Origin of the sequence: Xanthomonas cucurbitae, from assembly GCF_002939885.1 — a bacterium.
GTDB lineage: Bacteria > Pseudomonadota > Gammaproteobacteria > Xanthomonadales > Xanthomonadaceae > Xanthomonas > Xanthomonas cucurbitae.
In genome coordinates, this window is record NZ_MDED01000023.1 from 21,012 (window position 1) to 46,761 (window position 25,750).

Annotated in this window: 28 protein-coding genes and 1 pseudogene; 8 read left to right on the forward strand and 21 right to left on the reverse strand. The window is 66.7% G+C overall.

Going from position 1 to position 25,750, the window contains the following annotated elements:
* Positions 1-315 precede the first annotated feature (315 nt).
* Complete coding sequence (locus tag XcuCFBP2542_RS12830; protein WP_104603953.1) at positions 316-1,713, forward strand: cytochrome ubiquinol oxidase subunit I; 1,398 nt, start codon at positions 316-318, stop codon at positions 1,711-1,713.
* On the forward strand, positions 1,713-2,729 hold the full coding sequence (gene cydB / locus XcuCFBP2542_RS12835; RefSeq protein ID WP_104603954.1) for a cytochrome d ubiquinol oxidase subunit II: 1,017 nt from the start codon (positions 1,713-1,715) through the stop codon (positions 2,727-2,729). The genes XcuCFBP2542_RS12830 and cydB overlap by 1 nt, the downstream gene beginning before the upstream one ends.
* A 10-nt stretch (positions 2,730-2,739) precedes the next feature.
* Here cydB and XcuCFBP2542_RS12840 read toward each other — a convergent pair whose 3' ends face one another.
* From XcuCFBP2542_RS12840 to XcuCFBP2542_RS12910, 15 genes are all read right to left on the reverse strand, one after another.
* Positions 2,740-3,498, reverse strand: coding sequence for a carboxylesterase family protein (locus tag XcuCFBP2542_RS12840; protein ID WP_170066989.1), 759 nt, complete (start codon positions 3,496-3,498; stop codon positions 2,740-2,742).
* A 181-nt stretch (positions 3,499-3,679) separates the two neighbouring features.
* Complete coding sequence (gene mgtE, locus XcuCFBP2542_RS12845; protein ID WP_104603955.1) at positions 3,680-5,041, reverse strand: magnesium transporter; 1,362 nt, start codon at positions 5,039-5,041, stop codon at positions 3,680-3,682.
* A gap of 168 nt (positions 5,042-5,209) precedes the next feature.
* A complete protein-coding gene (gene ptsP / locus XcuCFBP2542_RS12850; RefSeq protein ID WP_104603956.1) occupies positions 5,210-6,949 on the reverse strand; it encodes a phosphoenolpyruvate--protein phosphotransferase in 1,740 nt (579 codons plus the stop codon).
* Positions 6,950-7,007: 58 nt separating this feature from the next.
* Positions 7,008-7,277 carry an HPr family phosphocarrier protein gene (locus XcuCFBP2542_RS12855; protein ID WP_104541854.1) on the reverse strand — a complete coding sequence of 90 codons (270 nt, stop codon included), beginning with the start codon at positions 7,275-7,277 and terminating at the stop codon, positions 7,008-7,010.
* Entirely contained in the window at positions 7,270-7,662 is a 393-nt protein-coding gene (locus XcuCFBP2542_RS12860) for a PTS sugar transporter subunit IIA (RefSeq protein WP_104603957.1), read from the reverse strand. The genes XcuCFBP2542_RS12855 and XcuCFBP2542_RS12860 overlap by 8 nt, the downstream gene beginning before the upstream one ends.
* Positions 7,663-8,156: 494 nt before the next feature.
* Positions 8,157-9,029, reverse strand: coding sequence for an RNase adapter RapZ (gene rapZ, locus XcuCFBP2542_RS12865; protein WP_167526918.1), 873 nt, complete (start codon positions 9,027-9,029; stop codon positions 8,157-8,159).
* Positions 9,026-9,976 (reverse strand): HPr(Ser) kinase/phosphatase, encoded by a 951-nt coding sequence (gene hprK / locus XcuCFBP2542_RS12870; protein ID WP_104603958.1) that lies wholly within the window; start codon positions 9,974-9,976, stop codon positions 9,026-9,028. Before hprK ends, rapZ begins: the two co-directional genes overlap by 4 nt.
* Positions 9,973-10,431 carry a PTS sugar transporter subunit IIA gene (locus tag XcuCFBP2542_RS12875; protein WP_104603959.1) on the reverse strand — a complete coding sequence of 153 codons (459 nt, stop codon included), beginning with the start codon at positions 10,429-10,431 and terminating at the stop codon, positions 9,973-9,975. The genes hprK and XcuCFBP2542_RS12875 overlap by 4 nt, the downstream gene beginning before the upstream one ends.
* Before the next feature lie 21 nt (positions 10,432-10,452).
* The gene (gene hpf, locus XcuCFBP2542_RS12880; RefSeq protein WP_104603960.1) at positions 10,453-10,770 is read right to left on the reverse strand and encodes a ribosome hibernation-promoting factor, HPF/YfiA family; all 318 of its coding nucleotides are present in this window, start codon (positions 10,768-10,770) and stop codon (positions 10,453-10,455) included.
* A gap of 87 nt (positions 10,771-10,857) precedes the next feature.
* The gene (locus XcuCFBP2542_RS12885; protein ID WP_104603961.1) at positions 10,858-12,294 is read right to left on the reverse strand and encodes an RNA polymerase factor sigma-54; all 1,437 of its coding nucleotides are present in this window, start codon (positions 12,292-12,294) and stop codon (positions 10,858-10,860) included.
* Positions 12,295-12,334: 40 nt separating this feature from the next.
* A complete protein-coding gene (lptB, locus tag XcuCFBP2542_RS12890) occupies positions 12,335-13,054 on the reverse strand; it encodes an LPS export ABC transporter ATP-binding protein (RefSeq protein WP_104603962.1) in 720 nt (239 codons plus the stop codon).
* The gene (gene lptA / locus XcuCFBP2542_RS12895; protein WP_104603963.1) at positions 13,054-13,620 is read right to left on the reverse strand and encodes a lipopolysaccharide transport periplasmic protein LptA; all 567 of its coding nucleotides are present in this window, start codon (positions 13,618-13,620) and stop codon (positions 13,054-13,056) included. The genes lptB and lptA overlap by 1 nt, the downstream gene beginning before the upstream one ends.
* Complete coding sequence (lptC, locus tag XcuCFBP2542_RS12900; protein WP_104603964.1) at positions 13,598-14,173, reverse strand: LPS export ABC transporter periplasmic protein LptC; 576 nt, start codon at positions 14,171-14,173, stop codon at positions 13,598-13,600. Before lptC ends, lptA begins: the two co-directional genes overlap by 23 nt.
* Entirely contained in the window at positions 14,170-14,718 is a 549-nt protein-coding gene (locus XcuCFBP2542_RS12905) for a KdsC family phosphatase (protein ID WP_104603965.1), read from the reverse strand. The genes lptC and XcuCFBP2542_RS12905 overlap by 4 nt, the downstream gene beginning before the upstream one ends.
* A gap of 48 nt (positions 14,719-14,766) precedes the next feature.
* Positions 14,767-15,768 (reverse strand): KpsF/GutQ family sugar-phosphate isomerase, encoded by a 1,002-nt coding sequence (locus tag XcuCFBP2542_RS12910; protein ID WP_104603966.1) that lies wholly within the window; start codon positions 15,766-15,768, stop codon positions 14,767-14,769.
* A gap of 53 nt (positions 15,769-15,821) precedes the next feature.
* Between XcuCFBP2542_RS12910 and XcuCFBP2542_RS12915 the strand changes: the two genes are divergently transcribed.
* From XcuCFBP2542_RS12915 to XcuCFBP2542_RS12925, 3 genes are all read left to right on the forward strand, one after another.
* Positions 15,822-16,049 (forward strand): BolA family protein, encoded by a 228-nt coding sequence (locus XcuCFBP2542_RS12915; RefSeq protein ID WP_046964476.1) that lies wholly within the window; start codon positions 15,822-15,824, stop codon positions 16,047-16,049.
* 240 nt (positions 16,050-16,289) lie between these two features.
* Positions 16,290-17,564 carry a UDP-N-acetylglucosamine 1-carboxyvinyltransferase gene (murA, locus tag XcuCFBP2542_RS12920; protein WP_104603967.1) on the forward strand — a complete coding sequence of 425 codons (1,275 nt, stop codon included), beginning with the start codon at positions 16,290-16,292 and terminating at the stop codon, positions 17,562-17,564.
* Positions 17,561-17,884: a hypothetical protein gene (locus XcuCFBP2542_RS12925; RefSeq protein WP_104603968.1), complete on the forward strand. Its 324-nt coding sequence runs from the start codon at positions 17,561-17,563 to the stop codon at positions 17,882-17,884. Before murA ends, XcuCFBP2542_RS12925 begins: the two co-directional genes overlap by 4 nt.
* A 549-nt stretch (positions 17,885-18,433) precedes the next feature.
* On the opposite strand, the gene XcuCFBP2542_RS12930 is transcribed toward XcuCFBP2542_RS12925, so the two are convergent.
* The 6 genes and pseudogenes from XcuCFBP2542_RS12930 to purM all read right to left on the reverse strand — a co-directional run bounded on the left by XcuCFBP2542_RS12930 (position 18,434) and on the right by purM (position 22,559).
* Positions 18,434-19,117, reverse strand: coding sequence for a DUF3108 domain-containing protein (locus XcuCFBP2542_RS12930; protein WP_104603969.1), 684 nt, complete (start codon positions 19,115-19,117; stop codon positions 18,434-18,436).
* Positions 19,118-19,119: 2 nt separating this feature from the next.
* Positions 19,120-19,947, reverse strand: coding sequence for a DUF3108 domain-containing protein (locus tag XcuCFBP2542_RS12935; protein WP_104603970.1), 828 nt, complete (start codon positions 19,945-19,947; stop codon positions 19,120-19,122).
* 64 nt (positions 19,948-20,011) lie between these two features.
* Entirely contained in the window at positions 20,012-20,680 is a 669-nt protein-coding gene (gene purN, locus XcuCFBP2542_RS12940; protein WP_104603971.1) for a phosphoribosylglycinamide formyltransferase, read from the reverse strand.
* Positions 20,667-20,795 (reverse strand): annotated as a pseudogene (locus XcuCFBP2542_RS20310) (DUF2238 domain-containing protein); the annotation flags it as partial. The pseudogene XcuCFBP2542_RS20310 and the gene purN, both read right to left, overlap by 14 nt.
* 153 nt (positions 20,796-20,948) lie before the next feature.
* Positions 20,949-21,413 carry a hypothetical protein gene (locus tag XcuCFBP2542_RS12950; RefSeq protein ID WP_104603972.1) on the reverse strand — a complete coding sequence of 155 codons (465 nt, stop codon included), beginning with the start codon at positions 21,411-21,413 and terminating at the stop codon, positions 20,949-20,951.
* A gap of 12 nt (positions 21,414-21,425) precedes the next feature.
* Positions 21,426-22,559: a phosphoribosylformylglycinamidine cyclo-ligase gene (purM, locus tag XcuCFBP2542_RS12955; RefSeq protein ID WP_208800372.1), complete on the reverse strand. Its 1,134-nt coding sequence runs from the start codon at positions 22,557-22,559 to the stop codon at positions 21,426-21,428.
* A 22-nt stretch (positions 22,560-22,581) separates the two neighbouring features.
* Here purM and XcuCFBP2542_RS12960 point away from each other — a divergent pair, with 22 nt between their 5' ends.
* The 3 genes from XcuCFBP2542_RS12960 to hda are packed head-to-tail and all read left to right on the forward strand — an operon-like array spanning position 22,582 to position 25,564.
* Entirely contained in the window at positions 22,582-23,694 is a 1,113-nt protein-coding gene (locus XcuCFBP2542_RS12960; protein WP_167526917.1) for a DUF2066 domain-containing protein, read from the forward strand.
* Complete coding sequence (locus XcuCFBP2542_RS12965; protein ID WP_104603975.1) at positions 23,691-24,857, forward strand: AI-2E family transporter; 1,167 nt, start codon at positions 23,691-23,693, stop codon at positions 24,855-24,857. Before XcuCFBP2542_RS12960 ends, XcuCFBP2542_RS12965 begins: the two co-directional genes overlap by 4 nt.
* Positions 24,854-25,564 (forward strand): DnaA regulatory inactivator Hda, encoded by a 711-nt coding sequence (hda, locus tag XcuCFBP2542_RS12970; RefSeq protein WP_104603976.1) that lies wholly within the window; start codon positions 24,854-24,856, stop codon positions 25,562-25,564. Before XcuCFBP2542_RS12965 ends, hda begins: the two co-directional genes overlap by 4 nt.
* Positions 25,565-25,750: the final 186 nt, after the last annotated feature.

The following is a 25,750-nucleotide window of genomic DNA, read 5'->3' on the forward strand; positions in this document are numbered from 1 at the left end:
CCAGCGCCAGTCAAGTAGCGACACCCTACTCCGTAGGGGCGTGCCTGCGCGCGACAAGGCGCTACCGGGAAAGCCTCATCGCGCGCAGGCACGCTCCTGCAGATGGCCATGCATGCGTTGTCCCTGCCGTGTGCGTTCACCCCAGGCACGGTGGTTTGTCGCATCTGCGACGCCGTGTCGCATCGGGAACGTGCTCAAGCGTCACTATCATCATGGTGTCGTGCAAGCGGTCGCGATCGACTGCCGCCGTCAATGGCGGTCATCGCCCTGCACCTGACGCGCGTGTGGCCTTCCCATTTGCCTGGAGGTTTCTCCATGGATGCCTTGCTGTTGTCGCGGATCCAGTTCGGATTCGTCATCGCCTTCCACGTGCTGTTTCCTGCGTTCACCATCGGGCTGTCCAGCCTGCTGGCGTTTCTGGAATGGCGCTGGCTGCGCACCCGCCTGCCGGTCTGGCGCGAGCTGTATTTCTTCTGGCAGAAGATCTTTGCCGTGTCCTTCGGCATGGGCGTGGTCAGTGGCATCGTGATGGCCTTCCAGTTTGGCGCCAACTGGCCGGAACTGAGCCGGATCGCCGGCAGCGTGATCGGCCCGCTGCTGAGCTACGAGGTCCTCACCGCGTTCTTCCTGGAAGCGAGCTTCCTGGGCGTGATGATGTTTGGCTGGGGCCGCATTTCCGAGCGCCTGCATTTCTTCGCCACCTGCATGGTGGCACTGGGCACGCTGTTTTCCACGTTCTGGATCCTGTCCTCCAACAGCTGGCTGCAGACACCGGCTGGATACGAGGTCATCGACGGCATCGTGCATCCGGTGGAGTGGCTGAAGATCATCTTCAATCCCTCGTTCCCGTATCGTCTGGCGCATATGGCACTGGGCGCGTTCATCACCACTTGCTTCGTGGTGGGGGCCGTGGGGGCCTGGTATCTGCACCGTGGCGTGCATCGCGAGGCTGGCCTGCGCATGCTCAAGCTGGCGGTGGTGTTCGCGGCCATCACCGTGCCGTTGCAGATCGTCGTCGGCGACCTGCATGGCTTGAATACGCTCAAGCATCAGCCGATGAAGATCGCCGCGATGGAAGCGCACTGGCATGCCGAGGAGGCGGGCAAGGGCGTCCCGCTGGTGGTGTTCGCATTGCCCAACGCGCAGGCCGAGCGCAACGATTACGAGCTGGCGATCCCGCGCCTGGGTAGCCTGATCCTGACCCACAGTCTGGAGGGCAGCATCGCGCCGCTGACCTCGGTGCCGGCCGCCGAGCGCCCCCCGGTGACGCCGGTGTTCTTTGCCTTCCGCATCATGGTCGGGATTGGCTCGCTGATGCTGCTGGTGGCCTGGGTGTCGGTGTTTGCGTTGTGGCGCGGCACGCTGGTGCAGTGGCGCTGGTTGCTGGCGATCTGGCGCTGGATGCTGCCGAGCGGCTTCATTGCGCTGATCTCGGGCTGGTTCGTCACCGAGATCGGGCGGCAGCCGTACGTGGTCTACGGGCTGCTGCGCACGGCCGATGCGGTGGGCCCGCAGTCGGCGCTGATGACGGCGATCTCGCTGACGGTATACGTCGCCGGCTATGCGTTCGTGTTCGGCTGGGGCATCTGGTACCTGGTCAAGATCGGCAAGATCGGACCGACCCCGCACGATGCACCGCAGTTGGACCACGGCGAACACACGCCCGCACGGCCGCTGTCGGCCGCAGACGAACCGATCGATGGAGCTGCCTGATGGACATGACGACTCTCCTGCCGGTGGCGTGGTTCGCGGTGATCGGCTTCGGCGTGCTGATGTACGTGGTGCTGGACGGCTTCGTGCTCGGCATCGGCATCCTGGCGCCGTTCCGCCGCGACGAGGCGCAGCTGGACCTGATGATGAACACCGCCGCGCCGATCTGGGACGGCAACGAAACCTGGCTGGTGCTGGGCGGGGCAGGGCTGCTGGCGGCGTTTCCCAAGGCGTATGCGGTGATCCTGTCGGCGCTGTATCTGCCGGTGCTGTTGATGGTGATGGCGCTGGTGTTCCGCGGGGTGGCGTTCGAGTTCCGCTTCAAGGCGCAGCGCTCGCGGCGGCTGTGGAGCAATGCCTTCGCCGCCGGGTCGATCCTGGCCACCTTTGCGCAGGGCGTGATCCTGGGCGCGCTGGTGCAGGGCCTGCCGATCGAGAACGACCGCTATGTCGGCGGTATCTGGGGCTGGTTCAGCCCGTTCGCGATGCTGACCGGTGCGGCGCTGGTGTTCGGCTACGCATTGCTTGGCAGCACCTGGTTGATCCTCAAGACCGAAGGCCATGTGCAGCAGCTGGCGCGGCAACTGACCCGGCCACTCACGCTCAGCGTGCTGGTCTTCATCGGGCTGGTCAGCGCCTGGCTACCGTCGCTGCAATCGCATGTGATGGAACGCTGGTTCACCGATGCGCATTACCTGTGGTTGATGCCGGTGCCGGTGCTGGTGGCCGTGGTGGGCTATGCGCTGTGGCGCGCAAGCGAGCCAGGGCGAGCGGACACGCCGCCGTTCCTGCTGGCAATGGGCTTGTTCGTGCTCGGCTTCCTCGGCCTGGTGCTGGGCATGTGGCCGTATCTGGTGCCGCCGATCTATACCATTTGGCAGGCTGCCGCGCCGCCGTCCTCGCAGCTGTTCGCGATGGTGGGGCTGGTGATGTTGCTGCCGCTGATCCTGGGCTACACGGTGTGGTCGTACCGCGTGTTCCGCGGCAAGATCACCGCCGACACCGGCTATCACCATTGATTGCCGACGCTCAGCGCAGGCGCTGCTTGAACATCCACTCCCACATCGCCGGGTCCGCGTAGGTCACGTCCCAGGCATTGTGGTTGCCGTCGGGATATTCGCTGTAGCGCACGTTCGCGCCGACGCCCTTGGCCGCGCGGTACAGCGCGCGGTCGTCGTGTGGCGGCACCGAATCGTCATTGGCCCCATGGAACATCCAGATCGGCACATGCTTGAGTTGGGTGGCCGCTGCGGTGTACGGGTCGGCTTCCTTGGCAACCAGGCTGACGTAGAGCGTGCGGCGCTCCTCGCGTGGCGCCTTCAGCGCACCGCAGATGGGCACGATCGCGGCAAAGCGCTGCGGCTGCATCAGCCCGATCTCCCAGGCGCCGTAACCGCCCATCGACATGCCGGTGAGGTAGGTGCGTTGCGGATCGGCCGCGAATTCGGCACTGGCCGCATCCAGCGCGGCGATCGCCATGCGCGCATTGACCCCCAGCCATTCTTCGTTCTCGGGAACCTGCGGCAGCACCACCAATGCGGGAAACCGATCGGCATGCGCACTCAGGTACGGACCCAGCCCGACCTCGGCCTGGTCGCGTCCGTTGTCCCCGCGTTCGCCGGAGCCATGCAGGAACAATACAATTGGCAACGGCCGCGCGGCCTTGGCAGCCGGGACGAATACCTGGTAGCGATACAGCCGGCCTTCCATCTGCAGGGTGCGGCTGACGAAGTGGCCGCTGCGGCCATCCTGCCGACGCTCACCCATGCTGGAGCAGCCGGCAAGCATCAACGCAAGCAGTCCAAGTACGACGCAACGTAAGATCACGCACGACTCTCCCTCGAATACAGGCCTGCAGTATTACCGCATGCGCGTGTGCTGGCACGTCACGCGGCGGCGGTGGCTGCCGTCGATTCATGCGATCGCCAAGATGGCCGATGCCGGCAGGCAGGCGCGCTGCTGCACGCGGTCAGCGCAGCAGGATCAGCGTTGCAAGGCCCAGGAAGCTTAAAAAGCCCATCACATCGGTCAGCGTGGTCAGGATCACCCCGCCGGCCAGTGCCGGATCGAAGCCCAGGCGCTTGAGCGTCACCGGCACCAGCACGCCACCGAAGGCGGCGGTCAGCATGTTCACCGTCAATGCGGTGCCGATCACTAGCGACAGCATCGGCTGGCGGAACCACACCAGCACGATCAGGCCCAGCCCGATCCCCAGGCACAGGCCGTTAATCAGTGCAACGGTGAGTTCTTTCTTGAGCAGCGTCATCACGTTGGACGAGCCGATCTGCCCCAGGGCCAGGCCCCGCACCATCAGCGCCAGCACCTGGGTGCCGGCGTTGCCGCCCATGCCGGCCACGATCGGCATCAGCGCTGCCAGCGCCACCAATTTTTCGATGGTGCCTTCGAACTGGCTGACCACGCTGGAGGCCAGGAAGGCGGTGCACAGGTTGATGCCCAGCCAGATCAGGCGGCGCCGGAACGCACGCCGTGCCGGGCTGAACATGTCCTCGTCCTCGTCCAGGCCGGCGGCGCTCAACGCCTGGTGCTCGGCCTGCTCGCGGATGATGTCGACCACGTCGTCGATGGTGATGCGGCCGAGCAGGATGTTGTTGTCGTCCACCACCGGCGCGGAGATCCAGTCGTGGTCGGAGAAGCGGCGTGCCACCTCGTCCGAGCCGTCGCCCACGTCGATGGCCGGCTGCTCGTCGTCGATCAGCCGGTTGACCGGGGTGCTGTCCTCGTGGGTGACCAGCGCCGCCAATGGCACGCGGCCCAGATACTGGTGGCGACGGCTCACCACGTACAGGTGGTCGGTGTGGTCGGGCAGCTCGCCGCGCAGGCGCAGGTAGCGCAGCACCACATCGACGTTGACGTCGGCGCGCACCGTCACCACGTCCGGATTCATCAGGCGCCCGGCAGTGTCTTCCGGATACGACAGCACCTGTTCGAGTCGCTCGCGATTCTCGCGGTCCATCGACTTGAGCACTTCGTCGATGACGGTGTCGGGCAGGTCCTCGACCAGGTTGGCCAGGTCGTCGATGTCCAGGTCTTCGACTGCAGCGACGATTTCATCCGGGTCCATGTCGGCCAGCAGGCTTTCGCGCACCTCGTCGCCAACGTGCAGCAGCACCTCGCCATCGTCTTCCGGATCGACCAGCCCCCACACCACCTCGCGCTTGCCCGGCGGCAGCGACTCGAGCAGGTTGCCGATCTCCGCCGGCGCCAGCGTATTGACCAACCGGCGCACCGGCCCCAGGCGTCCGCTGTCCAGCGCGTCGGACAGCAATCGCAGCTGGCGCGCAGTCTTGTCGTGGCGGACGGCTTCGGCCATGCGCGGCTCCCCGGAAGAGTGGACGCGTCAGTGGAAGACGCGGTGCTGGGTCAGCGCGGCATTATCGCTTGCACACGGTGACGAAACATACAGTGTCGGCGCGGCCCCCCATCCGCCCTGCGGGCACCTTCTCCCGCAGGCGGGAGAAGGAGGTGCAGCAGCGCTGTGCTAGCTGCTTTTGCCGCTGCCGCCGTGTGCGATGGCCGCCAACCACTTCTCGATGCCCTTGCGGTCGCGCGCGCGCAGCAACTTTTCGCCATGCACGCGTAGCTCGCCCAGATGGATGTCGCGAATGGCGCGGCGGACTTCCAGCAAGGTGGCCGGGTGCAGGCTGAACTCGGTGAGCCCCAGCGCCAGCAGCATCGGCACGAAGCGCGGATCGCCAGCGATTTCGCCGCACACCGCCACCGGCTTGCCATAGCTACGCCCGGTGGCGATCACTTGCGCGATCAGCCGCAGCACCGCCGGATGCAACGGCGAATACAACTCGCCCAGGGCCTCGTTGTTGCGGTCCACTGCCAGCAGGTACTGCACCAGATCGTTGGTGCCGATCGACAGGAAATCGATATCGTCAATGAAGCAGTCCAACGCCAGCGCCGCGGCAGGCACTTCGATCATCGCGCCCAGCGGAATGTGCTCGGCGATCTCGTGGCCTTCGGCACGCAACTGCACGCTCAGCTTCTTCAGCTGCTTGCGCAGCAACTGGATCTCTTCGCGGCCGCTGACCATCGGCACCAGGATGCGCACCGGCCCGTAGCCGGAGGCGCGCAGGATGGCGCGCAGCTGCGTCTGTGCCACCGCCGGCCGGGCCAGTGACAGGCGCACCCCGCGCAGGCCCAGCGCCGGGTTGTCCTCGTCGCTCAGCGTCAGCCCGGTGCGGTCGGCCTTGTCGGCGCCCAGGTCCAGGGTGCGGATGGTGACCGGGCGGCCGCTCATGCCCAGCACGGTGTCGCGGTAGGCCTGGAATTGCTCGTTTTCGTCCGGCAGTTCGTTGCGCTGCAGGAACAGGAATTCGGTGCGATACAGCCCCAGCCCGCTGGCACCCAGCGCATGCGCGCGCGCCACGTCTTCCAGCGATTCGGCATTGGCCAGCAGGGTAATGTCGACGTTGTCGCGCGTGCGCGTGGGCTTGGAGCGCAACCGCCCCAGCTCGCGCTGTTCCTTGGCCAGCGCGCGCAGGCGCTCGCGATAGTCGCGCAAATGCTCGGGCTTGGGATCGACGATCACCTGGCCGGAGCCGGCATCGACGATCAGCACGTCGCCATCGTCGATCCGCTGCAACGCCTCGCCAACCCCCACCACCAGCGGCAGGTGCAGGCTGCGTGCCAGGATCGCGCTATGCGACAACGCGCTGCCGGCGGTGGTGACGATGCCGACCACGCCTTGCGCCTGCAGTTGCGCCAGTTCGGACGGGGCGACGTTGTCGCAGACCAGGATCTCGCCGGCCACGCCCTTGAGATCCGGCGCGCGCTTATGCAGAAACGCATGGATGCGCCCGATCACATGGTCCAGGTCGTCCATGCGGCTCTTGAGGTAGGCGTCCTCGATGCCGTCGAACACCGCCGCCAGCCGGTCGCGTTGCACGCGCAGGGCGTAGTCGGCGCTGTAGCGATGGGTGCGGATCAGCTCATCCAGCCCCTGCAACAGCTCGGGGTCGTCCAGCAGCAGCGCATGCAGTTCGAGGAATTCACCCACCTCGCGTGCCAGTGCGCCATGCAGGCGGTCGCGCAACTGCTGCATCTCGCCGCGTGCCGCTTCGATGGCGGTATGCAGGCGCTGCAACTGCGCCTCCACCTGGCTGGCCGGCACGCGCTGCTCGGCCACTTCCAGCGCGTGGCTCTGGCGCACACGGGCGCGCCCGAGCGCATTGCCGCGTGCGGCAGCGTGCCCGCGCAAACGCAGGCTCATGCGTGGCCCTGGCGCAGCCGCGCCGTGTCGGTCGCTACGGCACCGACGCCGCGCATGCTCAGCTATCCTCGTCGAAACGGCGCTCGAACAACTCCACCAGGGCCTGCAAGGCCTCGGTTTCGTCTTCGCCGTCCAACCGCACCACCACGCTGGTGCCCTGGCCGGCGGCCAGCAACATCACGCCCATGATGCTCTTGGCGTTCACTTCGCGGCCCTTGGCCGCCAGGGTGGCATTGCTGCGAAAGGACGACAGCGTCTGCACCAGCTTGGCGGTCGCCCGCGCATGCAGTCCGAGTCGGTTGGAGACTATGAGTTCGCGTTCAAGCATCGTCGATGATCGCTCCGTTGCGGGTGCCTGCCGCCGCGGTGGCGGGCAGTTCCTGCAAACCTTGTTCGGGGTAATTCATCACCCGCAGCAGCATCGGCAGGCTCAGCGCGGACACGCGACGAACCGGCGTGCCGAGCTTTGCCAACCGGGTGGCGAGATTGCTGGGGCTGGCGCCATACAGGTCGGTCATGACCAGTACGCCGTCGCCGCTGTCGACCCGTCGCATTGCCGACGAGGCCTGGGGCAGCAAGGCGTCCAGGTCTGCATCGAACGGTACCTCGAACGCTTCGGTCTTCAGCGGCAAATGCCGCAACAGCCCCGTCGCCACGCTCAACAACGCTGCGCCGATGCCGGGATGAGTAATGAGGAGAATGCCACAGGCCATGTCCAGACGTTAACAGGTCGGCATGACTACGCGATAGCGTTTGCCCGCACCGATGTGTTGCGAACTGAATAGCCGTTTAGCTCCATCGCAGCGACCGGTGTGGCCCTGCGCAGCGACCGCGTTTTTCAGCCTGCGGTGCACCGATCCGTGATGTAGGCAGCATTGCCAAGGCAGACCAACTCGCAAGCGAGCGCTGCAGTACCTACGACAGGGGCAGGGGAGTAGGGCGACGCATGACCGATGCCACAGCCAGGCCTTGAACGCAACGTCGCGAGCAAATAGCGCGAAAGCGCCAAGCAACGTTTCAGGCAGATCAGCAATCCAGCAGCGCCGGATGCAGCGCGGCGACTTGCCACAGCACCCACCCAACCCAAGCCACCCACGAACAACCAGATTCAAAAACGATCTGGCATCCGCGACTTCTCCGCGAGCGCATGCAGCAATAGACCCCCGGATACCGCTCTTACGATTCCCGATTCCCGACTCCCAGCCCCTCAATCCTGCTCGCGATGAAACGTCGCCACTTCCGGCCAGCCCTGTTCGCGCGCATGCCGGGCCATGCGTTCGGCCATGTAGACCGAACGGTGCTTGCCGCCGGTGCAGCCGAAGGCGATGGTTACATAGCTGCGGGTGTCGTTGCGCAGGCGCGGCAGCCAGGTGTCGAGCAGGTCCACGATCTGCGCGCTGTAGCGCTGCACGTCCGCTTCGTTGTCCAGGTAGTCGCGCACGCCGGCATCGCGGCCGGTGAGCGGGCGCAGCACCGGGTCCCAATGCGGGTTGGGCAGCACGCGCGCATCGAACACGAAATCGGCTTCGGCCGGCACGCCGCGCTTGTAGGCGAACGATTCGAACAGCAGCGACAGCCGGTCGTTGGAGCCGAGCGCGAATTCGGTGACCACGCGGCGGCGCAACTGGTGCACGTTGAGCGCGCTGGTGTCGATGATGGCATCGGCCTGCGTGCGCAGCGGCTCGGTCAACTGGCGCTCGCGGGTGATCGCCTCCGGCAGTGCCAGGCCAAGATGGCTCAGCGGATGACGGCGGCGGGTGTCGGCGTAGCGCTTGACCAGTGCTTCATCGCTGGCTTCGAAGAACAGCAGGCGCGCCTCGATGCCGTATTCCTGCGCGGCCTGGCGCCACTGTGCCAGCTGGGTCAGGTCGCTGCGGCTGCGCACGTCGATGCCCACCGCCAGCCGCTGGTCGCCGATCGGATTGCCGCGCAGGCGGCTCTTCACGAAATCCGGCAGCAGCTCCACCGGCAGGTTGTCCGAGCAGTAGTAGTCCAGGTCTTCGAAGGTCTTCAGCGCGACCGATTTGCCCGAGCCGGACAGCCCGCTCACGATCATCAGCGAGGAGGGCGCCGTATTCATGGGATGCGGCGCTCCAGCAGGTTGCTATGGCGGGCGATGAACATCGCCGCCGGGTCGATGCCCTTGGTGCGCAGGATATGCAGCCGCGTGGCCGCCTCGGTCAGCACCGCCAGGTTGCGCCCGGGCATCACCGGCAGGGTCATCAGCGGCACGTCCAGGTCCAGCACATGGCGGCTGCCGGAATCGCCGGTCAGGCGCTCGTAGCCGGACGGGGTGGGCTCGGTCATCGGCCGGGTCAGGTGCACGATCAGGCGCAGGTACTTGTTCTTCTTCACGGCGGTGTCGCCGAACATGTCGCGCACATTCAACACGCCCAGGCCGCGCACTTCCAGCAGGTCCTGCAGCAGTTCAGGGCAAGTGCCGTCGAGCACGTCGGGCGCGATCTGGGTGAATTCGGGGGCATCGTCGGCCACCAGACGGTGGCCACGGCTGAGCAGTTCCAGCGCCAGCTCGCTCTTGCCCGAGCCCGCCTCGCCGGTGATGAGCACGCCGATCGAATAGATCTCCATGAACACGCCATGCAGGGTGACCCGCGGCGCCAGCGTGCGCGCCAGGTGATAGGAGAGGTGGTTGAGCAGCTCGTGGCCGCGCTTGTGCGAGATCCACAGCGGCGTATTGGATTCGTCGGCGGCTGCGCGCAGATCCTCCGGGCAGGACTGGTTCTTGCTGATCGCCAGCGCCAGCGGCTGCACCTGGATGATCTTCTCGATGGTCTCCCAGCGCTGGCGCGCATCCAGCGAATCCAGCCAGGCCAACTCCTCGCTGCCCAGGATCTGCACCTTGTTGGGGTAGATCACGTTGAGATAGCCGGCCAGCGAGGGGCGGCGGGCATTGTTGCTACCGGCCTGGATCTGGCGCTGGTCGCCCTTGAGGCCGGCCACCCAGCGCAGCGCCAGCTTGTCGCGCTGCTGGTCGAACAGTTCGCGTGCGGTAATGGCGGAATTCATGCCGCGCCGGCCTGTGCGAGCGGGGCGTCGTTGAGCAAGGCCAACAGGGCCTGCGCATCGGGCGCATCGCGTAGCCGTTGGCGAAAACCGGCGTCGGAAAAGCATTCTGCCAGTTCCGACAGCAGCATCAGGTGCTGGTGGGTGTAGTGCGCCGGTACCGCCATCGCAAACACCAGGTCCACCGGCTCGCCGCCACCGAAGGCAACTGGGGTCTCCAGTCGCAACAGGGCGCCGCGTGGTTCGGTGAGATTGGAGCATCGGCCATGTGGAATGGCGATGCCATGGCCGATGGCGGTGCTGCCCAAGGCCTCGCGCTCGCACAGGTTGGCGTAGAGCTCGTCGGTGCCGGCCTGGCGGCAGGACAGCAGCTCGGCGGCGGTATGCAGCAGGGCGTCGCGATCGGCGGCCGGCGACACCACGGTGCGCACGGCCGCCATCAGATCGGTTAAGGGCATGAGGGCATCAAGCGGGAAGCGTCATGCGGGATTGTCGCGCACCTCGCGCGCGTGGTGGTTACATTTCTTTTCCTTGTGCTTGAGCACCAACCGGTCGAGCTTGTCCACCAGCAGGTCGATGGCCGCATACATGGTGGAGCCGCTGGCGTCGGCATGCAGCGTGCGACCGGGAAGGTTGACGGTGGCGACCACGTGATGGTCCGGTTTCTGGACCGCCAGCTGCGTTCGGACTTCGCAGTGCTGGTCGAAATGGCGCTGCAGTCGCTGCAGCTTGCTTGCCACGTACTCCCGCAGGGCGGGGGTCACTTCAAGCTGGTGGCCATACGTCTCGATACGCATCGGATACCTCCATTGGTCGGTGGGCCAATGAACCGTTCCGGTACTCCGGCAAACCCGGCACGCGCCAGCGCTGCGGTGGTTGCAACGTCAGGCGATGCGCACGCGTTCGTGGGAGGCGGAAATGTTCATGGCCTCACGATACTTCGCAACGGTGCGCCGCGCCACTGGTACGCCGGAAGTCTTCAACAGCTCGGCCAGCTTGGCGTCAGATAGCGGTTTGCGCGGGTTTTCCGCCTCGATCAGGCGCCGGATCATGGCCTGGATGGCCGTGCTGGAGGCTTCGCCGCCGCTGTCGGTGTCGATGCCGGAGGCGAAGAACGAGCGCAACGCGATGGTCCCGCGCGGGGTGCGCACGTATTTGCGGGCGATCGCGCGGGAAATGGTGGATTCGTGCAGGCCGAGCTCGCCGGCGATCTCGCGCAGGGTCAGCGGCCGCAGCGCCTGTGCGCCGAATTCCAGGAATCCAGCCTGGTGCTGCAGCAGGCAGCGCACCACCCGTAACAAGGTCTCGCCGCGCGCCTCCAGGCTCTTGAGCAGCCAGCGCGCTTCCTGCAGTTGGCCGCGCAGATAGCCGGCGTCGGACTCGCCACAGCTGCGGATCAGGTTCTCGTAACCGCGGTGAATGGTGACCTTGGGCTGCGAGCGGCCGGCCAGCGATGCGCGCCAGACTCCACGCTGGCGCCAGATCACGCAGTCGGGCACCACGTAGGTGTCCTGCGACAGCTCGCCGATCTGCTTGCCTGGGCGTGGGTCCAGTGAGCGCACCAGTTGCACCGCCTGCTCCACATCGGCAGCCGGGCGTTTGAGCTCGTGCGCCAGGCCGGCCACGCCGCTGCGCGGCAGCCGTTCCAGCGGGCCGGCCACGATCTGCAGCGCCAGCGCGCGGCCCGGGGTGGCCGGGTCGAGCACCGCCAGCTGCAATGCCAGGCACTCGCCCAGGGTGCGGGCGCCCACGCCGACCGGGTCGAAGCGCTGGATCTGGTGCAGCACGGTGAGGACTTCGGCCTCATCGACCGCCGCGCCCAGTGCCAGGGTCTCGAGGATGGTCGATAGCGGTTCGCGCAGGTAGCCGTCCTCGTCCAGCGCGTCGATCAGGGTCGCGCCGATCTGGCGGTCGCGCGGCGACAGCGGCGACAGGTGAAGTTGCCAGAGCAGATGGTCGGCCAGTGTCTCGGAGTCGGCCACGCGTTCGACGGCATCGCCGGAGTCGTCGTCGTCGAAGCTGCCGCCGCTGCCCGAACCTGTCCATTGCAGCTCGTCCTGCGACCAGTCGTCGTCGCGTTCGGCAGGGGCGGCGTCTTCGTGCCGGGTATCGTCGCTGGAGGACGATGCGGATTCGGCCGGCGCCTGGCTGGCCGCGTGCGCGGCTTCGTCGGCCCACTCCAGCAGCGGGTTGGTCTCCACCGCTTCGGCCAGTTCCAGCTCCAGCTCGGTGCTGGACATCTGCAATAGCTTGATCGCCTGACGCAATTGCGGCGTCATGACCAACTGCTGTCCTAGCGATGTCTGGAGCCGGGCTTTCATGCAGACACTGACTGGACGGGATGTGGGCGCGGCGACACGCTCAAAGGCGGAAAGTCTCCCCCAGATAGACGCGACGGACGTCGGGATTGGCGAGCAGCGCGTCCGGTGCCCCCTGCGCCAGCACGCCTCCCTCGGCGAGGATATACGCGCGGTCGCAGATTCCCAAGGTCTCGCGCACATTGTGATCGGTAATCAACACGCCGATGCCGCGGTCCTTGAGGTGGGTGATGATGCGCTGGATTTCGCCGACCGAGATCGGGTCCACGCCGGCAAACGGCTCATCCAGCAGCATCATGCGTGGCTTTGCAGCAAGTGCGCGCGCGATCTCGCAGCGCCGCCGTTCGCCGCCGGAGAGGCTGGCGCCGAGCTGATCGGCCACGTGGGTGATCTGCAATTCTTCCAGTAGCGAGACCAGTTCTTTCTCGCGGCCGGCGTTATCGAGTTCCTCGCGCAGCTCCAGCACCAGGCGGATGTTGTCGGCCACGGTGAGCTTGCGGAAGATCGAGGGTTCCTGCGGCAGATATCCCACGCCCAGCTTGGCGCGGGCGTACATCGGCTCGGTGGTCAGGTCCCGTCCGTCCAGTTCAATGCGCCCGGCATCGGCCTCGACCAGGCCCACGATCATGTAGAAGCAGGTGGTCTTGCCGGCGCCGTTGGGGCCGAGCAGGCCAACCACTTCGCCGGCTTCCAGCGTCAGCCCGAACTCCCTGACCACTTCGCGCTGCTTGTACTTCTTGCGCAGACCGGTGGCGACCAGCATTACTTGTTCCCCTGCGGCTTGGTGGCCGGCCTGGCTGCAGGTTTGGCGGCCGGCGCCGGTGCTGGTGCCGCAGGCGCGGCGTTCTTCGGCTGGATGATGGTGCGCACGCGGCTGCCGTCGCCGCCGCTTTGCATGTTGCCGGTCTTGGTGTTGTAGACCATGCGCTGGCCGGCGTTGGTGCCCTTGGGCGAATCGACCTTGTAGTTGCCGGTGAGGATGATGATTTCGTCGGCGACCTTGTATTCGATGTTGTCGGCCTGGCCGTTCATCATCGAGCCGTCGTCCATCTGCTGCTTGAGCGTGGCCTGCTTGCCGGTGAGGACCACCCGCTCGGTCTGGCCGTCCTTCTGGAAGATGTCGGCGGTGTCGGCATGGATTTCCAGCGTGCCCTGGGTAATCACCACATTGCCGGTGAAGCGGCATTTGCCGCTGTCGTCGAGCATGTTGCAATCGTTGGCGTTGGAGTCGATGGCCATCGGCTGGTTGCGATCGCTGGTCTTGGCCAGCGCCATCGCGGGCAGCAGCAGGACGGCAAACGCCAGTTTAGCGGGCAGCATTCGGTTCATAACGGGTCTTGACCTGGGAAAGGAGCTTGTACTGGCGTGACTTGAGATCGGCTTCGAAGCCAACTCCGCTCTGCATGATACCCGGCCGGGTCATGGTCACCGGTGCAGCGGTCTTGGCAAGGTTCTGCTGCGGGAACACGTCCAGGCTCTCGCTGCGGAAGGTGGTCGGGGGCGTCGGGCCAGTGGTCGGGCTGTCGCCCTCCACATTGCCACGCAGCCTCAGCTCGTCGCCCTTGGGGCTGATCCAGCCGGTCTTGGCGCGTAGCGTCCACGGCTGGTTGGCGTTGTCGGGCAGCAGGAACACCGGGGTGGTGACCTCCGAGGTGCGGTCGGCACGGTTGCGGTGCATCTCCGGCGCCCGCAGTGTCACCGACTCCTTGCCAGTCTGCTTGTCCAGCGCGATCAGTTCGAAGTCGCGCAGCACGTAGTCGGCCTGTGATTGGTCCACCGCCACCGCTGTCGGGCGCGCGCGCTGCTGCCATGCCGACCAGCCGGACACCACCGCCGCCACGAACAGCACCACGCCCAGCGTGGTTCGCCAGTTCCAGTTCATGCGCAGAACCCTTCGATGATGCCTTCAACCTGGCCTTGTGCGGCCAGCACCGTATCGCAGACCTCGCGGGCGGCGCCTTCGCCGCCACGGGCGCGGGTATGCCATTGCACGCGTTCGGCAATCCATGGGTGCGCATTGGCCGGGGCCACCGGCAGGCCGACCGCCAGCAGCGCCGGCAGGTCGGGCAGGTCATCGCCCATGAACAACACCTGGTCCAGCGACAGGCCATGCTCCTGGCACAGCGCCAGCACCGCCAGGCGCTTGTTCTTGACCCCGATCTGCACGTGCAGGCCGAGGTCCTGGCCGCGCTTTTCCGCCGACAGGCTGGCGCGGGCGGTAATCAGCGCGACGTGGATGCCGGCATGTTCCAGCTGTTTGAGGCCCTGGCCGTCGAGCACGTTGAACGCCTTGCTCTCGTTGCCGGCATGGTCGTAGTACAGGCGCCCGTCGGTCAGGGTGCCGTCGACGTCGAAGCAGGCCAGGCGGATGCGCGCGGCGCGCTCGATCAGGTCGGCGGGAAGGTGCTGCAGGGGAGAGTAGGGCATCGGCACGAATCGGTGAGAACGGGGTCCGGCGGTTGAAAGCTGAACCTGTTAAACCACCTTGGCGCGCAACAGGTCGTGAATGTTCAATGCGCCCACCGCGCGCTGCTGCGCGTCCACCACGATCAGGCCATTGATCTTGTAGTCCTCCATCAGCCGTGCGGCTTCGGCGGCGAGCTGGTCGGCGCCGATGGTGCGCGGGTTGCGCGTCATTACCTGCGCGATGCCGGCGCTGCGCACGTCGATATCGCTGTCCAGCGCGCGGCGCAGGTCGCCGTCGGTGAACAGACCAATCAGGCGGTCGTCGCCATCGACCACCGCAGTCATGCCCAGTCGCTTGCGGCTCATTTCCATCAGCGCCTGGCTCAGGCTGGCATCTTCCCGCACGCGCGGCAGGTCCTCGCCGGCGTGCATCACGTCGGTGATGTGCAGCAGCAGGCGCCGGCCCAGGCTGCCGGCCGGGTGCGAGCGCGCGAAGTCGTCGGCGGTGAAGCCGCGGGCATCGAGCAGCGCCACCGCCAGCGCATCGCCCATCGCCAGCGAGGCGGTGGTGCTGGAGGTGGGGGCCAGGTGCAGCGGGCAGGCTTCGGCCGGCACGCTGACGTCCAGGTGCACGTCGGCGGCCTGCGCCAGGGTGGAGCTCGCGCGGCCGGTCATGGCGATGATCGGGTTGCCCTGGCGCTTGAGCACCGGCAGCAGCATGCGTACCTCGTCCGATTCGCCCGAATACGACAGCGCCAGTACGATGTCCGCTTCGGTAATCATGCCCAGGTCGCCATGGCCAGCCTCGCCGGGGTGCACGAAAAAGGCCGGGGTGCCGGTGGAGGCCAGGGTGGCGGCGATCTTGCGCGCCACATGGCCGGACTTGCCCATGCCGGTGGCGACCACCCGCCCGCGCGAGGCCAGCACCAGCCGGCAGGCTGCGGCGAAGTCGCTGCCGATGCGCGCGCCCACGCTGGCCAGCGCGTCCTGCTCGATCTGGAGCACGCGCTGGCCGCTGGCGACCAGGCTGGTGTCGCTGACGGTGGCAGGAGGCAGGTGCGAGACGGCCATGCGGGACCCGGGTGAAGAGTAGAATGTGCGCTCATTTTATGAGGAAACGCCCTTTGGACGCCGAAACCATCCGTAAACTCATCGAATCCGGCTTGCCCGAAGCCCGCGTCGACGTGCACGGCGACGACGGCGTGCACTTCGAGGCCACCGTGGTCAGCCCGGCCTTTGCCGGCAAGGCCCCGCTGGCACGGCATCGCATGGTCTACGCGACCCTGGGCGAGTTGATGGGCGGGGCGATCCACGCGCTGCAGCTGAAGACCCTGACGCCCGAGGAAGGCTGAGCGCGGCCGTCGCGCTCGCCGCCAGGCGGGCCGGGCCGGGCTGAGGGGCATGATCGGCAAGCGGTGGGTATCTGCTCGCTTCGCCTGCCTGGTTCCGTCCATGCTGGCCTGGCGACTGCGCCCAGCGCGTCCCCGGCGCTGCGCGATCCCCGTCCAACGCCGCGTCGCGTGCATCAGGGCCGATATGTCCCACACTTGTTTTCCCCGACATACCTTTACTTTCGGATTTCTCAGATTCCCATGGCAAAAATCGTAGTGACCGGCGGCCAAGCGCTGCATGGCGAAGTCAATATTTCCGGCGCCAAGAACGCCGTGCTGCCGATCCTGTGCGCCACGCTGTTGGCCGATGCGCCGGTGGAGATCAGCAACGTGCCGCACCTGCATGACGTCATCACCACGGTGAAGCTGCTCAGCGAACTGGGCGCAGAGGTCACCATCGACGAGGGCACGCTGGCCAAGGGCCGCTCGATCCTGGTCGATCCGCGCTCGGTGACCCACCAGGTCGCTCCCTACGAGCTGGTCAGGACCATGCGCGCCTCGATCCTGGTCCTGGGTCCGCTGCTGGCGCGCTATGGCACTGCCGAAGTATCGCTGCCCGGCGGCTGCGCGATCGGCTCGCGCCCGGTGGACCAGCACATCAAGGGTCTGCAGGCGCTGGGCGCGGAGATCAGCGTGGAGAACGGCTACATCAAGGCCACCAGCAACGGGCGCCTGAAGGGTGGCCGCTACGTGTTCGATATGGTCAGCGTCACCGGCACCGAGAACGTGCTGATGGCCGCGGTGCTCGCCGAAGGCGCCACGGTGCTTGAAAACGCGGCGATGGAGCCGGAAGTCACCGACCTGGCCGACTGCCTGATCGCGCTGGGCGCGCAGATCGAAGGCGCCGGTACCCCGCGCATCGTGGTGCAGGGCGTGGAGCGTCTGGGGGGCGGGCACCACGTGGTGCTGCCGGATCGCATCGAGACCGGCACCTTCCTGGTCGCTGCGGCAATGACCGGCGGCAGCGTCACCGTGCGCCGCGCACGCCCGGACACGCTGGATGCGGTGCTGGACAAGCTCACCGAGGCCGGCGCCAGCATCACCACCACCAGCGACAGCATCACACTGGACATGCAGGGCAAGCGCCCGCGCGCGGTCAACCTGACCACCGCGCCGTACCCGGCGTTTCCCACCGACATGCAGGCGCAATTCATGGCGCTCAACTGCGTGGCCGACGGCGTGGGCGTCATCAACGAAACCATCTTCGAAAACCGCTTCATGCACGTCAACGAACTGCTACGTCTGGGTGCGGAGATCCAGGTCGAAGGCCATACCGCCATCGTGCGCGGTGCCGAGCGCCTCAGTGGCGCGCCGGTGATGGCGACCGATCTGCGCGCGTCGGCGTCGTTGATCCTGGCCGGGTTGGTGGCCGAGGGCGAGACCACCATCGACCGCATCTACCACCTGGACCGTGGCTACGAGAACATCGAGGAGAAGCTGGGGGCGCTGGGCGCGACCATCCGGCGCAGCGCATGATCCTGCGCGGACGTTTCACCACCCGGCGCAAGATCCTGCTGGCGGTGATCGTGCTGATCCTGGCGTGGTTGGCCTATGCCTGGAGCGTGGGCATGGCGATTACCCAGGGCGTGGAATTCAAGGACATGGACTGGAACGGCGACGGCACTGCCAGTCGCGACGAGATCGCGCAGTCGTTCTATGCGGTGGCGGTGAAAAAGACCGTGGAAGGCAAGCGCCATTGCGATCTTTTTTATTGGCGCAAGAATGACGAGCAGATCCGGGTGGATTGCCGGACGGTGTTCATGACCGGCGATGACAAGGCTGCTGGCAAGCCTTGAGAGGCGATAGGTTGGCGGAACACCGATAGTCCACGCAGAGCGGCTGATTTGCGAATGTTCTGCAGGGCCCTTGCCCGCTCACCATCGCGGGACACGCTGCAAGTACGTCCATGTAAGCTCTTTGGCGGCATCCATGCCGCCAAAGGTCCCGCGACGGTGAGCGGGCAAGGACCAGTGATGATGGTCGGTGTGCAGAGCTTCAACCAAACAACACTCAGCGCTCTGGCATGGCGTCTTGGTTCTTTAATCGAGATGCACGCAAGGGGTTTGACGTGGTGTCCTCGCCGTGCCCTCAACCGGCCGTTGCTGCTCTCGCTTTCAACAAAGCAGCCAGCCAACTGTCTGGTGCGGTGTCCTCGCCGCTTGCGGGACCGTGTGGCGGCATGGATGCCGCCACCGAGCCTCCACGGACGGATTCACGGCGTGTCCCGCGAGCGGTGAGGGCACCGCGCACTCGGCTCACCACGCCTTAAACCGCTATTGACGGTTGTCCACGCTGTACGCGTGCGCAGGAGCGCAACTCAGCGCGCTCCGTCAGGCACAGATCGCTTAGCGCAGCGACTTGATGGTCAGGTCCAGCGCGTCCTGGCCCTTTTCCTTCTGCAGCAAGCGCGCCGGTACCGGCAGGTCCTTGACCACCCAGGCGATCAGTTCCTTGTCGCCATCCACGCGCGAGATCTTGGTGGCTTGCTCCTGCTTGCCGTTGACGGTGATGGTGTCCTTGCCGACCACCTTGTAGCTCATCGGCTTGATGCGGCCTTCGTCCACCATGCGGTAGTCCAGCGGCTTGCCGGCGGCCAGGTCGCGGGTGATTGCCAGATTGATGAGCAAGGCGTCCATGTCGCCGGGCTGCAGCTTGACCGGGCCACGACGGTCCGGCTTGATATCGCCACTCCAGGTCGCCTGGCTGGTCTTCCAGTCGTAGTTGGCGGTGACATTGCGGCGCTTGACCATCATCGAGGAGGTGTCGTTGCTGCTGACCGGGCGCAGCTGGCCACCGGCTTCCTCGAACACCGTGCTCTGGGTCAGGTTGGCCAGCTGGTTCTGGATGGTCAGCGTGTAGCGCCACTGGTTGGCGCCGGCCGATGCCAGGGTCATGGTGCCGTTGGCCTGCATGCCCATGTAGTTGGCCGAATAATCGGCCTCGAACGGCTGCACGGCAAGCGCCGGCAGGCTGGCCAGGGCCAATGCGGCGGCGGCGATCAAGGCGCTGGTGCGGGGGAGGAGAGTCATGGTCAGGTTCCTTGGTATTGGACCAGGCGCAGATCGACCTGATCCTCGTTTTTGTCACGTTGCAGGATGCGCACCGGGGTCGGAACCCCGTTGGCGATCCACAGGATGGTTTCGTTGTCGCCGCTGTTGACGCGGTACACACGCAACGCGTCATAACTCAAGTCGCCGACCTGCACCACTTCGGTGGTGTCGGCGGCGCGGTAGTCGTACTTGCGCACCCGGCCCACATCGACGTAGCGATAGCTGAGGTTGCGGCCGGGCTGCGCATCGCGCATCAGCGACAGGTTCAGCGATAGCGCGCTCTGGTCGCCGGGCTGCAACGGGATCGGTTGCTGACGTTCTTTCTTCAGGTCGCCGTCCCACTGCGCGGTGCCGGCCTGCCAGTTGTACACGCCGGTGACCTTCTTGCCGAAGAACATGGCCTTGCGCACCGTGCTCTGGCTCAGCGGCACATAGGTGTCGCCGTCGACACGGAACACCGTGCTCTGCTCCAGGTTCAGGCCCAGGATGCTGGCGAACCCCTTGCGGCCGCGCACCGACATGTCGATGCGCCACTGGCTACCCTCGCCATGGCTGACCTGCATGGTGGCATCGCCGGCCTCCTTGCCGCGGTAGAACGCCTGGTAGGTGGCCACGAACGGTTCCAGTGGCGGCGGGGTCCAGGGGCTGGCGGGCAGCGCGGCGGGGGGCACCAGCGCTGCCTGGGGTGCGGCAGCCGCTCCGGGCGCCGTCGGCGCAGGCGCGGCGGGAGGTTGCTGCGCGCGGCCGCTACCGGCCGGGGCGAGCAGGGCAATGGTCAACAGCGCGGTAGCGATCGGAATGACGTTCATGCGCTGATAGGAGGCACGGGGCCGCAAGGATGTCCGAGACAGGATGAGGAAGGCGTCTCCGCATTCAGCTCAATGCGGTGTCAGCGGACTCTAGTCGCAGCGGTGTAAACAGGCACTGACCGTCGAGATGGACGGCATCGCCGTGGATCTGCACGCGGCCTGCGGCGAGCAATTCCAGGGTGGCCAGCAGCAGCGGGTGTTCGCGCGCCAGCACGCGGGCGGCCAGCTGCTCGGCGCTGTCGCCGGGCAGCACCGGCACGCGCGCCTGCGCGATCACGCGGCCGGCGTCCAGTTCCGGCACCACCAGGTGCACGCTGGCGCCGTGCTCGGTAGCGCCGGCCTCCAGCGCGCGCGCATGGGTGTGCAGCCCCCGGTACTTGGGCAGCAGCGACGGATGGATGTTGAGCATGCGCCCGGCAAAGCGGCGCACCAGCGGCTCGCCCAGGATGCGCATGTAGCCGGCGCAGACCACCCAGTCCGGCCGCGCGGCGGCGATGGCATCGCCCAGCGCGGCATCGAAGGCGGTGCGGTCGGCAAAATCGCGTGGGCTGGCGCTCCAGCGCAGCGCCTGCTCGACCTTGTGCAGGGCCGGTGCCTGCGGCCGATCGGAAAACACCCCAACCACTTCGGCACGCAGGCGCCCGCTGGCGATCGCATCCAGGATGGCCTGCAGGTTGCTGCCGCGCCCGGACGCCAGTACCGCAAGGCGCAAGCGCCGGTCAGTCGCGTGCATTGAACACTGTCCTCACTACAGGGTAGGCCGCCAGGCTGCCGAGTGTTGCCAGCAGCATGTCGGTATGCGCGTCCCAGCTATCGCCCTGCTGGCCGTTATAGGCTTCGGCCGCCTGACAAGCGCGATTAGTCCAAACACCGTCAGTGACCTATGCAAGGCCTGTTCGACCGGCCACCGCAACGCGATCCAGCTGACCACGAACACCGCGACCGTGGCGATCACTGCAACGCGCTTGGGACTGCGCAACGCAGGTATGCTCACGTCGATCTCAGGCGGCGGGTGCGGCGGCGCCGAACAACGCCTTGACCTGCGGACGCAGCAGCACCACCAGCGTAAACACACCGACGACGGTACCGAGCGGCATGAACGAGCAGGAAATGCCGGCCACGATCAGGCACAACAGATGCCGCCTGCGCTGGGCGATGCAACGGCCGGCATAGGCGATGAACCCTGCCAGCGTCAGGCCGCAGCAGATGAACGCTGCCGCGAACACCACGAAAAACCAGCCGAACCAGCGCGGGTCCATTGGCGGCGCGTCCGGACTGGTGCTCTCCATGGGCAGATGGCCAGTCACGATGGCGAGGCCCATGAACAGATGGATCAACGGAAACAACGAAAACAGCCCGGTGATGCCGGCCAGCACGTAGTGGAAGATCGACAGCAGCTTGAGCTGCTGCAGGTCTTCGGCGCTGGCAGCGGCAGCAGGAGGGGTGGCGATCGGGGGCGCGTCCATGCAGGTCTTCTCTCAGCCGATCCGCACGCGTTCGTTGCCCTGCGCATTGACCACCTGGCCAATACGCCAGTGCGCCAGCGACTGCGCAGCCAGCGCCTGCTCCAGCGTGGCGGCCTGCTCGGGCGAGGCGATCAGCACGAAGCCGATGCCGCAGTTGAAGGTGCGCCACATTTCGGCATCGGCCACCGCGCCTTCGCGCTGCAGCCAGGCGAAGACCGGCGGCAGCGTCCAGGCGGTGGCGTCGATGTCCAGCCCCAGGCCGTCCGGAACGACGCGGATGATGTTTTCGGTCAACCCGCCACCGGTGATGTGGGCCATGGCGTGGATCGCCTCGCCATGCGCCTTGAGCAGGGCCAGCACCGGCTTGACGTACAGCGCGGTCGGCGCCATCAGTGCGTCGATCAGCTTGGTGCCATCGTCCAGCACATGCTCGGCCGGGGCGCCGGCGCGCTCGTAGATCTTGCGGATCAGCGAATAGCCGTTGGAATGCGGGCCGGACGAGGCAATGCCGATCAGCAGATCGCCTTCGCGCACCCGCGCGCCATCCAGCAGCTGCGATTTTTCCACTGCGCCGACGGTGAAGCCGGCCAGGTCGTATTCGCCCGGCGGGTACATGTCCGGCATTTCGGCGGTTTCGCCGCCGATCAATGCGCAGCCGGAAAGCTCGCAGCCACGCGCGATGCCGCCCACCACCGCCGCGGCGGTGTCCACATCCAGCTTGCCGGTGGCGAAATAGTCCAGGAAGAACAGCGGCTCGGCGCCCTGCACCAGCACGTCGTTGACGCACATGCCCACCAGATCGATGCCGATGGTGTCGTGCCGGCCCAGTTGCTGGGCCAGCTTGAGCTTGGTGCCCACGCCGTCGGTACCGGAGACCAGTACCGGCTCCTTGTACTTGCCGGACAGGTCGAACAGCGCGCCGAAGCCACCCAGGCCGCCCATCACCTCCGGCCGGAAGCTGCGCTTGACCAACGGTTTGATGCGTTCGACCAGGGCATTGCCGGCATCGATGTCGACGCCCGCATCGCGGTAGGTCATGGGCGAGGGAGTGGGAGGCGTTGGGCTGGTCACGGGCGTGGGTGGCTCGGCGGTAAAGGCGGCGATTTTAACAGCCACGTTGGCGCTAGCGTCCCATTCGGGCAACAATTCACCCGGATACGCTTACGCCATGGAACCGTCGATGCGCCGCAGTCTCGCTTTCTTTCTCGCCCTCGTGGTCGCCATGCCCGTCGTTCCGGCCTTTGCGCAGGCAGACCTGCGCACCGAAGGCGATGTCGCCAAGGCGCAGAGCGCCTACGATGCCGAAGTGCCGGTCAACAGCCAGGGCGAGTCCGATCGCCCCGGTGCCCTGGCGCGCGCGCTGGGGGCGGTGCTGGGCAAGGTCTCCGGCGACCGCAGCGTCATGAGCCGCCCCGGCGTGCCGCAGGCGCTGCGTAACGCGCCCAACTACGTCGAACACTACGACTACCGCCAGGATCAGGGCACCTCGCGCACTGGCGCGCCCACCTTCCGCACGACCCTGGTTGCGCGGTTCCGGCAATCGGACGTGGATGGCTTGATCGCCGCGCTGGGCTTGCCGGTCTGGCCGCTGCCGCGCCCCAAGCCGGTGCTGTGGCTGGCCATCGACGATGGCAGCGGCCCGCGCTTGGTCGGCGTGGCGCAGGCCAATGCCGCGCGCAGCGTGCTCGACCATGCCATCGAGCGCGGCTATCGGCTCGGCCTGCCAGGCGGGGCCGCCGCCGAGCAGGCGCTGGCCGGTGCGATCTGGCGCAAGGACACCGCCGCCGTGGCGCGCGCTTCGGCCAAGTACAGCCCGCCGATGCAATTGATCGGCAAGCTCTACCGTAGCGATGCCGGCTGGACCGCCGATTGGGTGTTCGTGGACAACGGCAACGTGCTGTCCAGCTGGACCAGCAGCGATGGCGACGCCCGCCGCGCCATCGCCGCCGGTGCCGATGGCGCCGCCGATGCACTGGTCAAGCGCTACGCCAAGCGGGTGGATTCAGGCGTGCCGGGCGTGTATCGCGCGGTGATTACCGGCATTCACAGCGCCGACGACTATCTGCGGGTGGCCGCTGCGCTACAGGGCGTGTCGGTGGTGCGCAGCATCCGCCCGGTCAGCGCTAATGGCGACCGCATGGAAGTGGACCTGGAATTGCTCACGGGCATTTCCGGGCTCAACCGTATGCTCGGCGACAACAGTCCCCTGGTCTCGGTTTCGGTACCGACCGAGGGCCCGATCATTCTCGACAACGAGCACGCCGAGTACCGCCTGAAATGACCTTGACTCCCGAAGCCGAAATCGCCCTGTTCCTGCGCCGCCTCAAATGGGCAGCGGTGATCGTCGGCGTGCTGTGGGTGGTCTCGCTGCTGGCCCCGATCCTGACCCCGTTCGTGCTGGCGCTGCTGCTGGCCTGGCTGGGCGACCCGCTGGTGGACCGCATCGAGCGGGCCGGGCGTTCGCGCAACGTGGCGGTGGTGTTGGTGTTCGTGCTGGCGACGCTGCTGTTCGTATTGGCGTTGATGATCCTGGTGCCGATGATCGAACGCCAGATCATGACCCTGATCGATGCGCTGCCGCAGATGCGCAACTGGGCGATCGGCACCGCCATTCCGTGGCTTGAGGCGAAGACCGGCGTGCAGCTGATGGCCTGGCTGGATCCGGAGCGGCTGATCGACTGGATCCGCAGCCACTGGGAACAGGCCGGCGGCGCAGCCAAGACCTTCTTCGGCTACGTCTCGCGTTCGGGCTTTGCGATGGTGACCTGGGTGATCAACCTGGCGCTGCTGCCGATCCTGGCGTTCTACTTCCTGCGTGACTGGGACCGGCTGGTGGAGCGGGTGGCGGCAGTCATCCCGCGCGCCTACATCGGTACCGTGAGCCGGTTGGCGCTGGAATCCAACGACGTGCTGGGCGGCTTCATCCGCGGACAGTTCCTGGTGATGCTGGCGCTGGGGGCGATCTACGCCACCGGCCTGTCCATCATCGGGCTCAACCTGGGGCTGCTGATCGGCATCATCGCCGGCTTCATCAGCTTCATTCCCTATCTGGGCGCCACCACCGGCATCGTGCTGGCGCTGCTGGCGGCCATCGTGCAGGCGCAGGGGCTGGACCTGAAACTGCTGATCGGCGTAGGTGTGGTGTTCACCGTCGGCCAGTTGCTGGAGAGCTACGTGCTCACCCCGCGCATCGTCGGGGACAAAATCGGCCTGCACCCGGTGGCGGTGATCTTCGCGGTGATGGCCGGTGGCCAGCTGTTCGGCTTCCTCGGCATGCTGCTGGCGTTGCCGGTGGCTGCGGTGGCCAACGTGCTGCTGCGCTACGCGCACGAGCAGTACACCCGCAGCGATCTGTATGCGGGCCAGCGGGCCGGCATCGTGCTGCAGTCCACGCCCGAACGCAGCGTCATCATCGACCCGACCAAGGACGCAGATCGGTCGTGAGCGTGCCGCAGTTGCCGCTGGCGTTGCGTGCGCCACCCGACCAGCGCCTGGACAGCTACATCGCCGCGCCCGACGGCCTGCTTGCCCAGTTGCAGGCCCTGGCCGCCGGGCAGGTGAGCGATTGGCTGTATCTGTCCGGTCCCGCCGGCACCGGCAAGACGCATCTGGCGCTGGCGCTGTGCGCGGCGGCCGAGCAGGCCGGGCGCGCGCCGGCCTACCTGCCGCTGCACGCCGCTGCCGGCCGCCTGCGCGATGCGCTTGAAGCGCTGGAAGGGCGCAGCCTGGTGGCGCTGGACGGGGTGGACAGCATCGCCGGGCAACGCGACGACGAAGTGGCCCTGTTCGATTTCCACAACCGCGCGCGCGCGGCCGGCAGTACCTTGCTCTATACCGCGCGGCAGATGCCCGACGGGCTGGCGCTGGTGTTGCCCGATCTGCGCTCGCGGCTGTCGCAGTGCATCCGCATCGGATTACCGGTGCTCGACGACGCGGCGCGCGCGGCGGTGCTGCGCGACCGGGCACAGCGACGTGGCCTCGCGCTGGACGACGCGGCGATCGACTGGCTGCTGACCCACAGCGAGCGCGAACTGGCCGGCCTAGTGGCCTTGCTGGAACGGCTTGATCGCGAATCGCTGGCCGCCAAGCGCCGCATCACCGTGCCGTTTTTGCGGCGGGTCCTGGAGGATCGCGGGTCTTCGAGCACCTGACAGAGTTGCCACGCTCACCGCTACGCGGACACGAGCTGCTCAGCGCTTGCCATCCGCGCACCTATCGCAGTGTCCAGGCGCTCATGGCACATCGTCTGGAGCTTGCAGAGCAGCTGGTCTGTGGCTCTGCTGCAAGGCCCTTGCCCGCCCACCATCGCAGGACACGCCGCAAGTACGTCCCTGTAG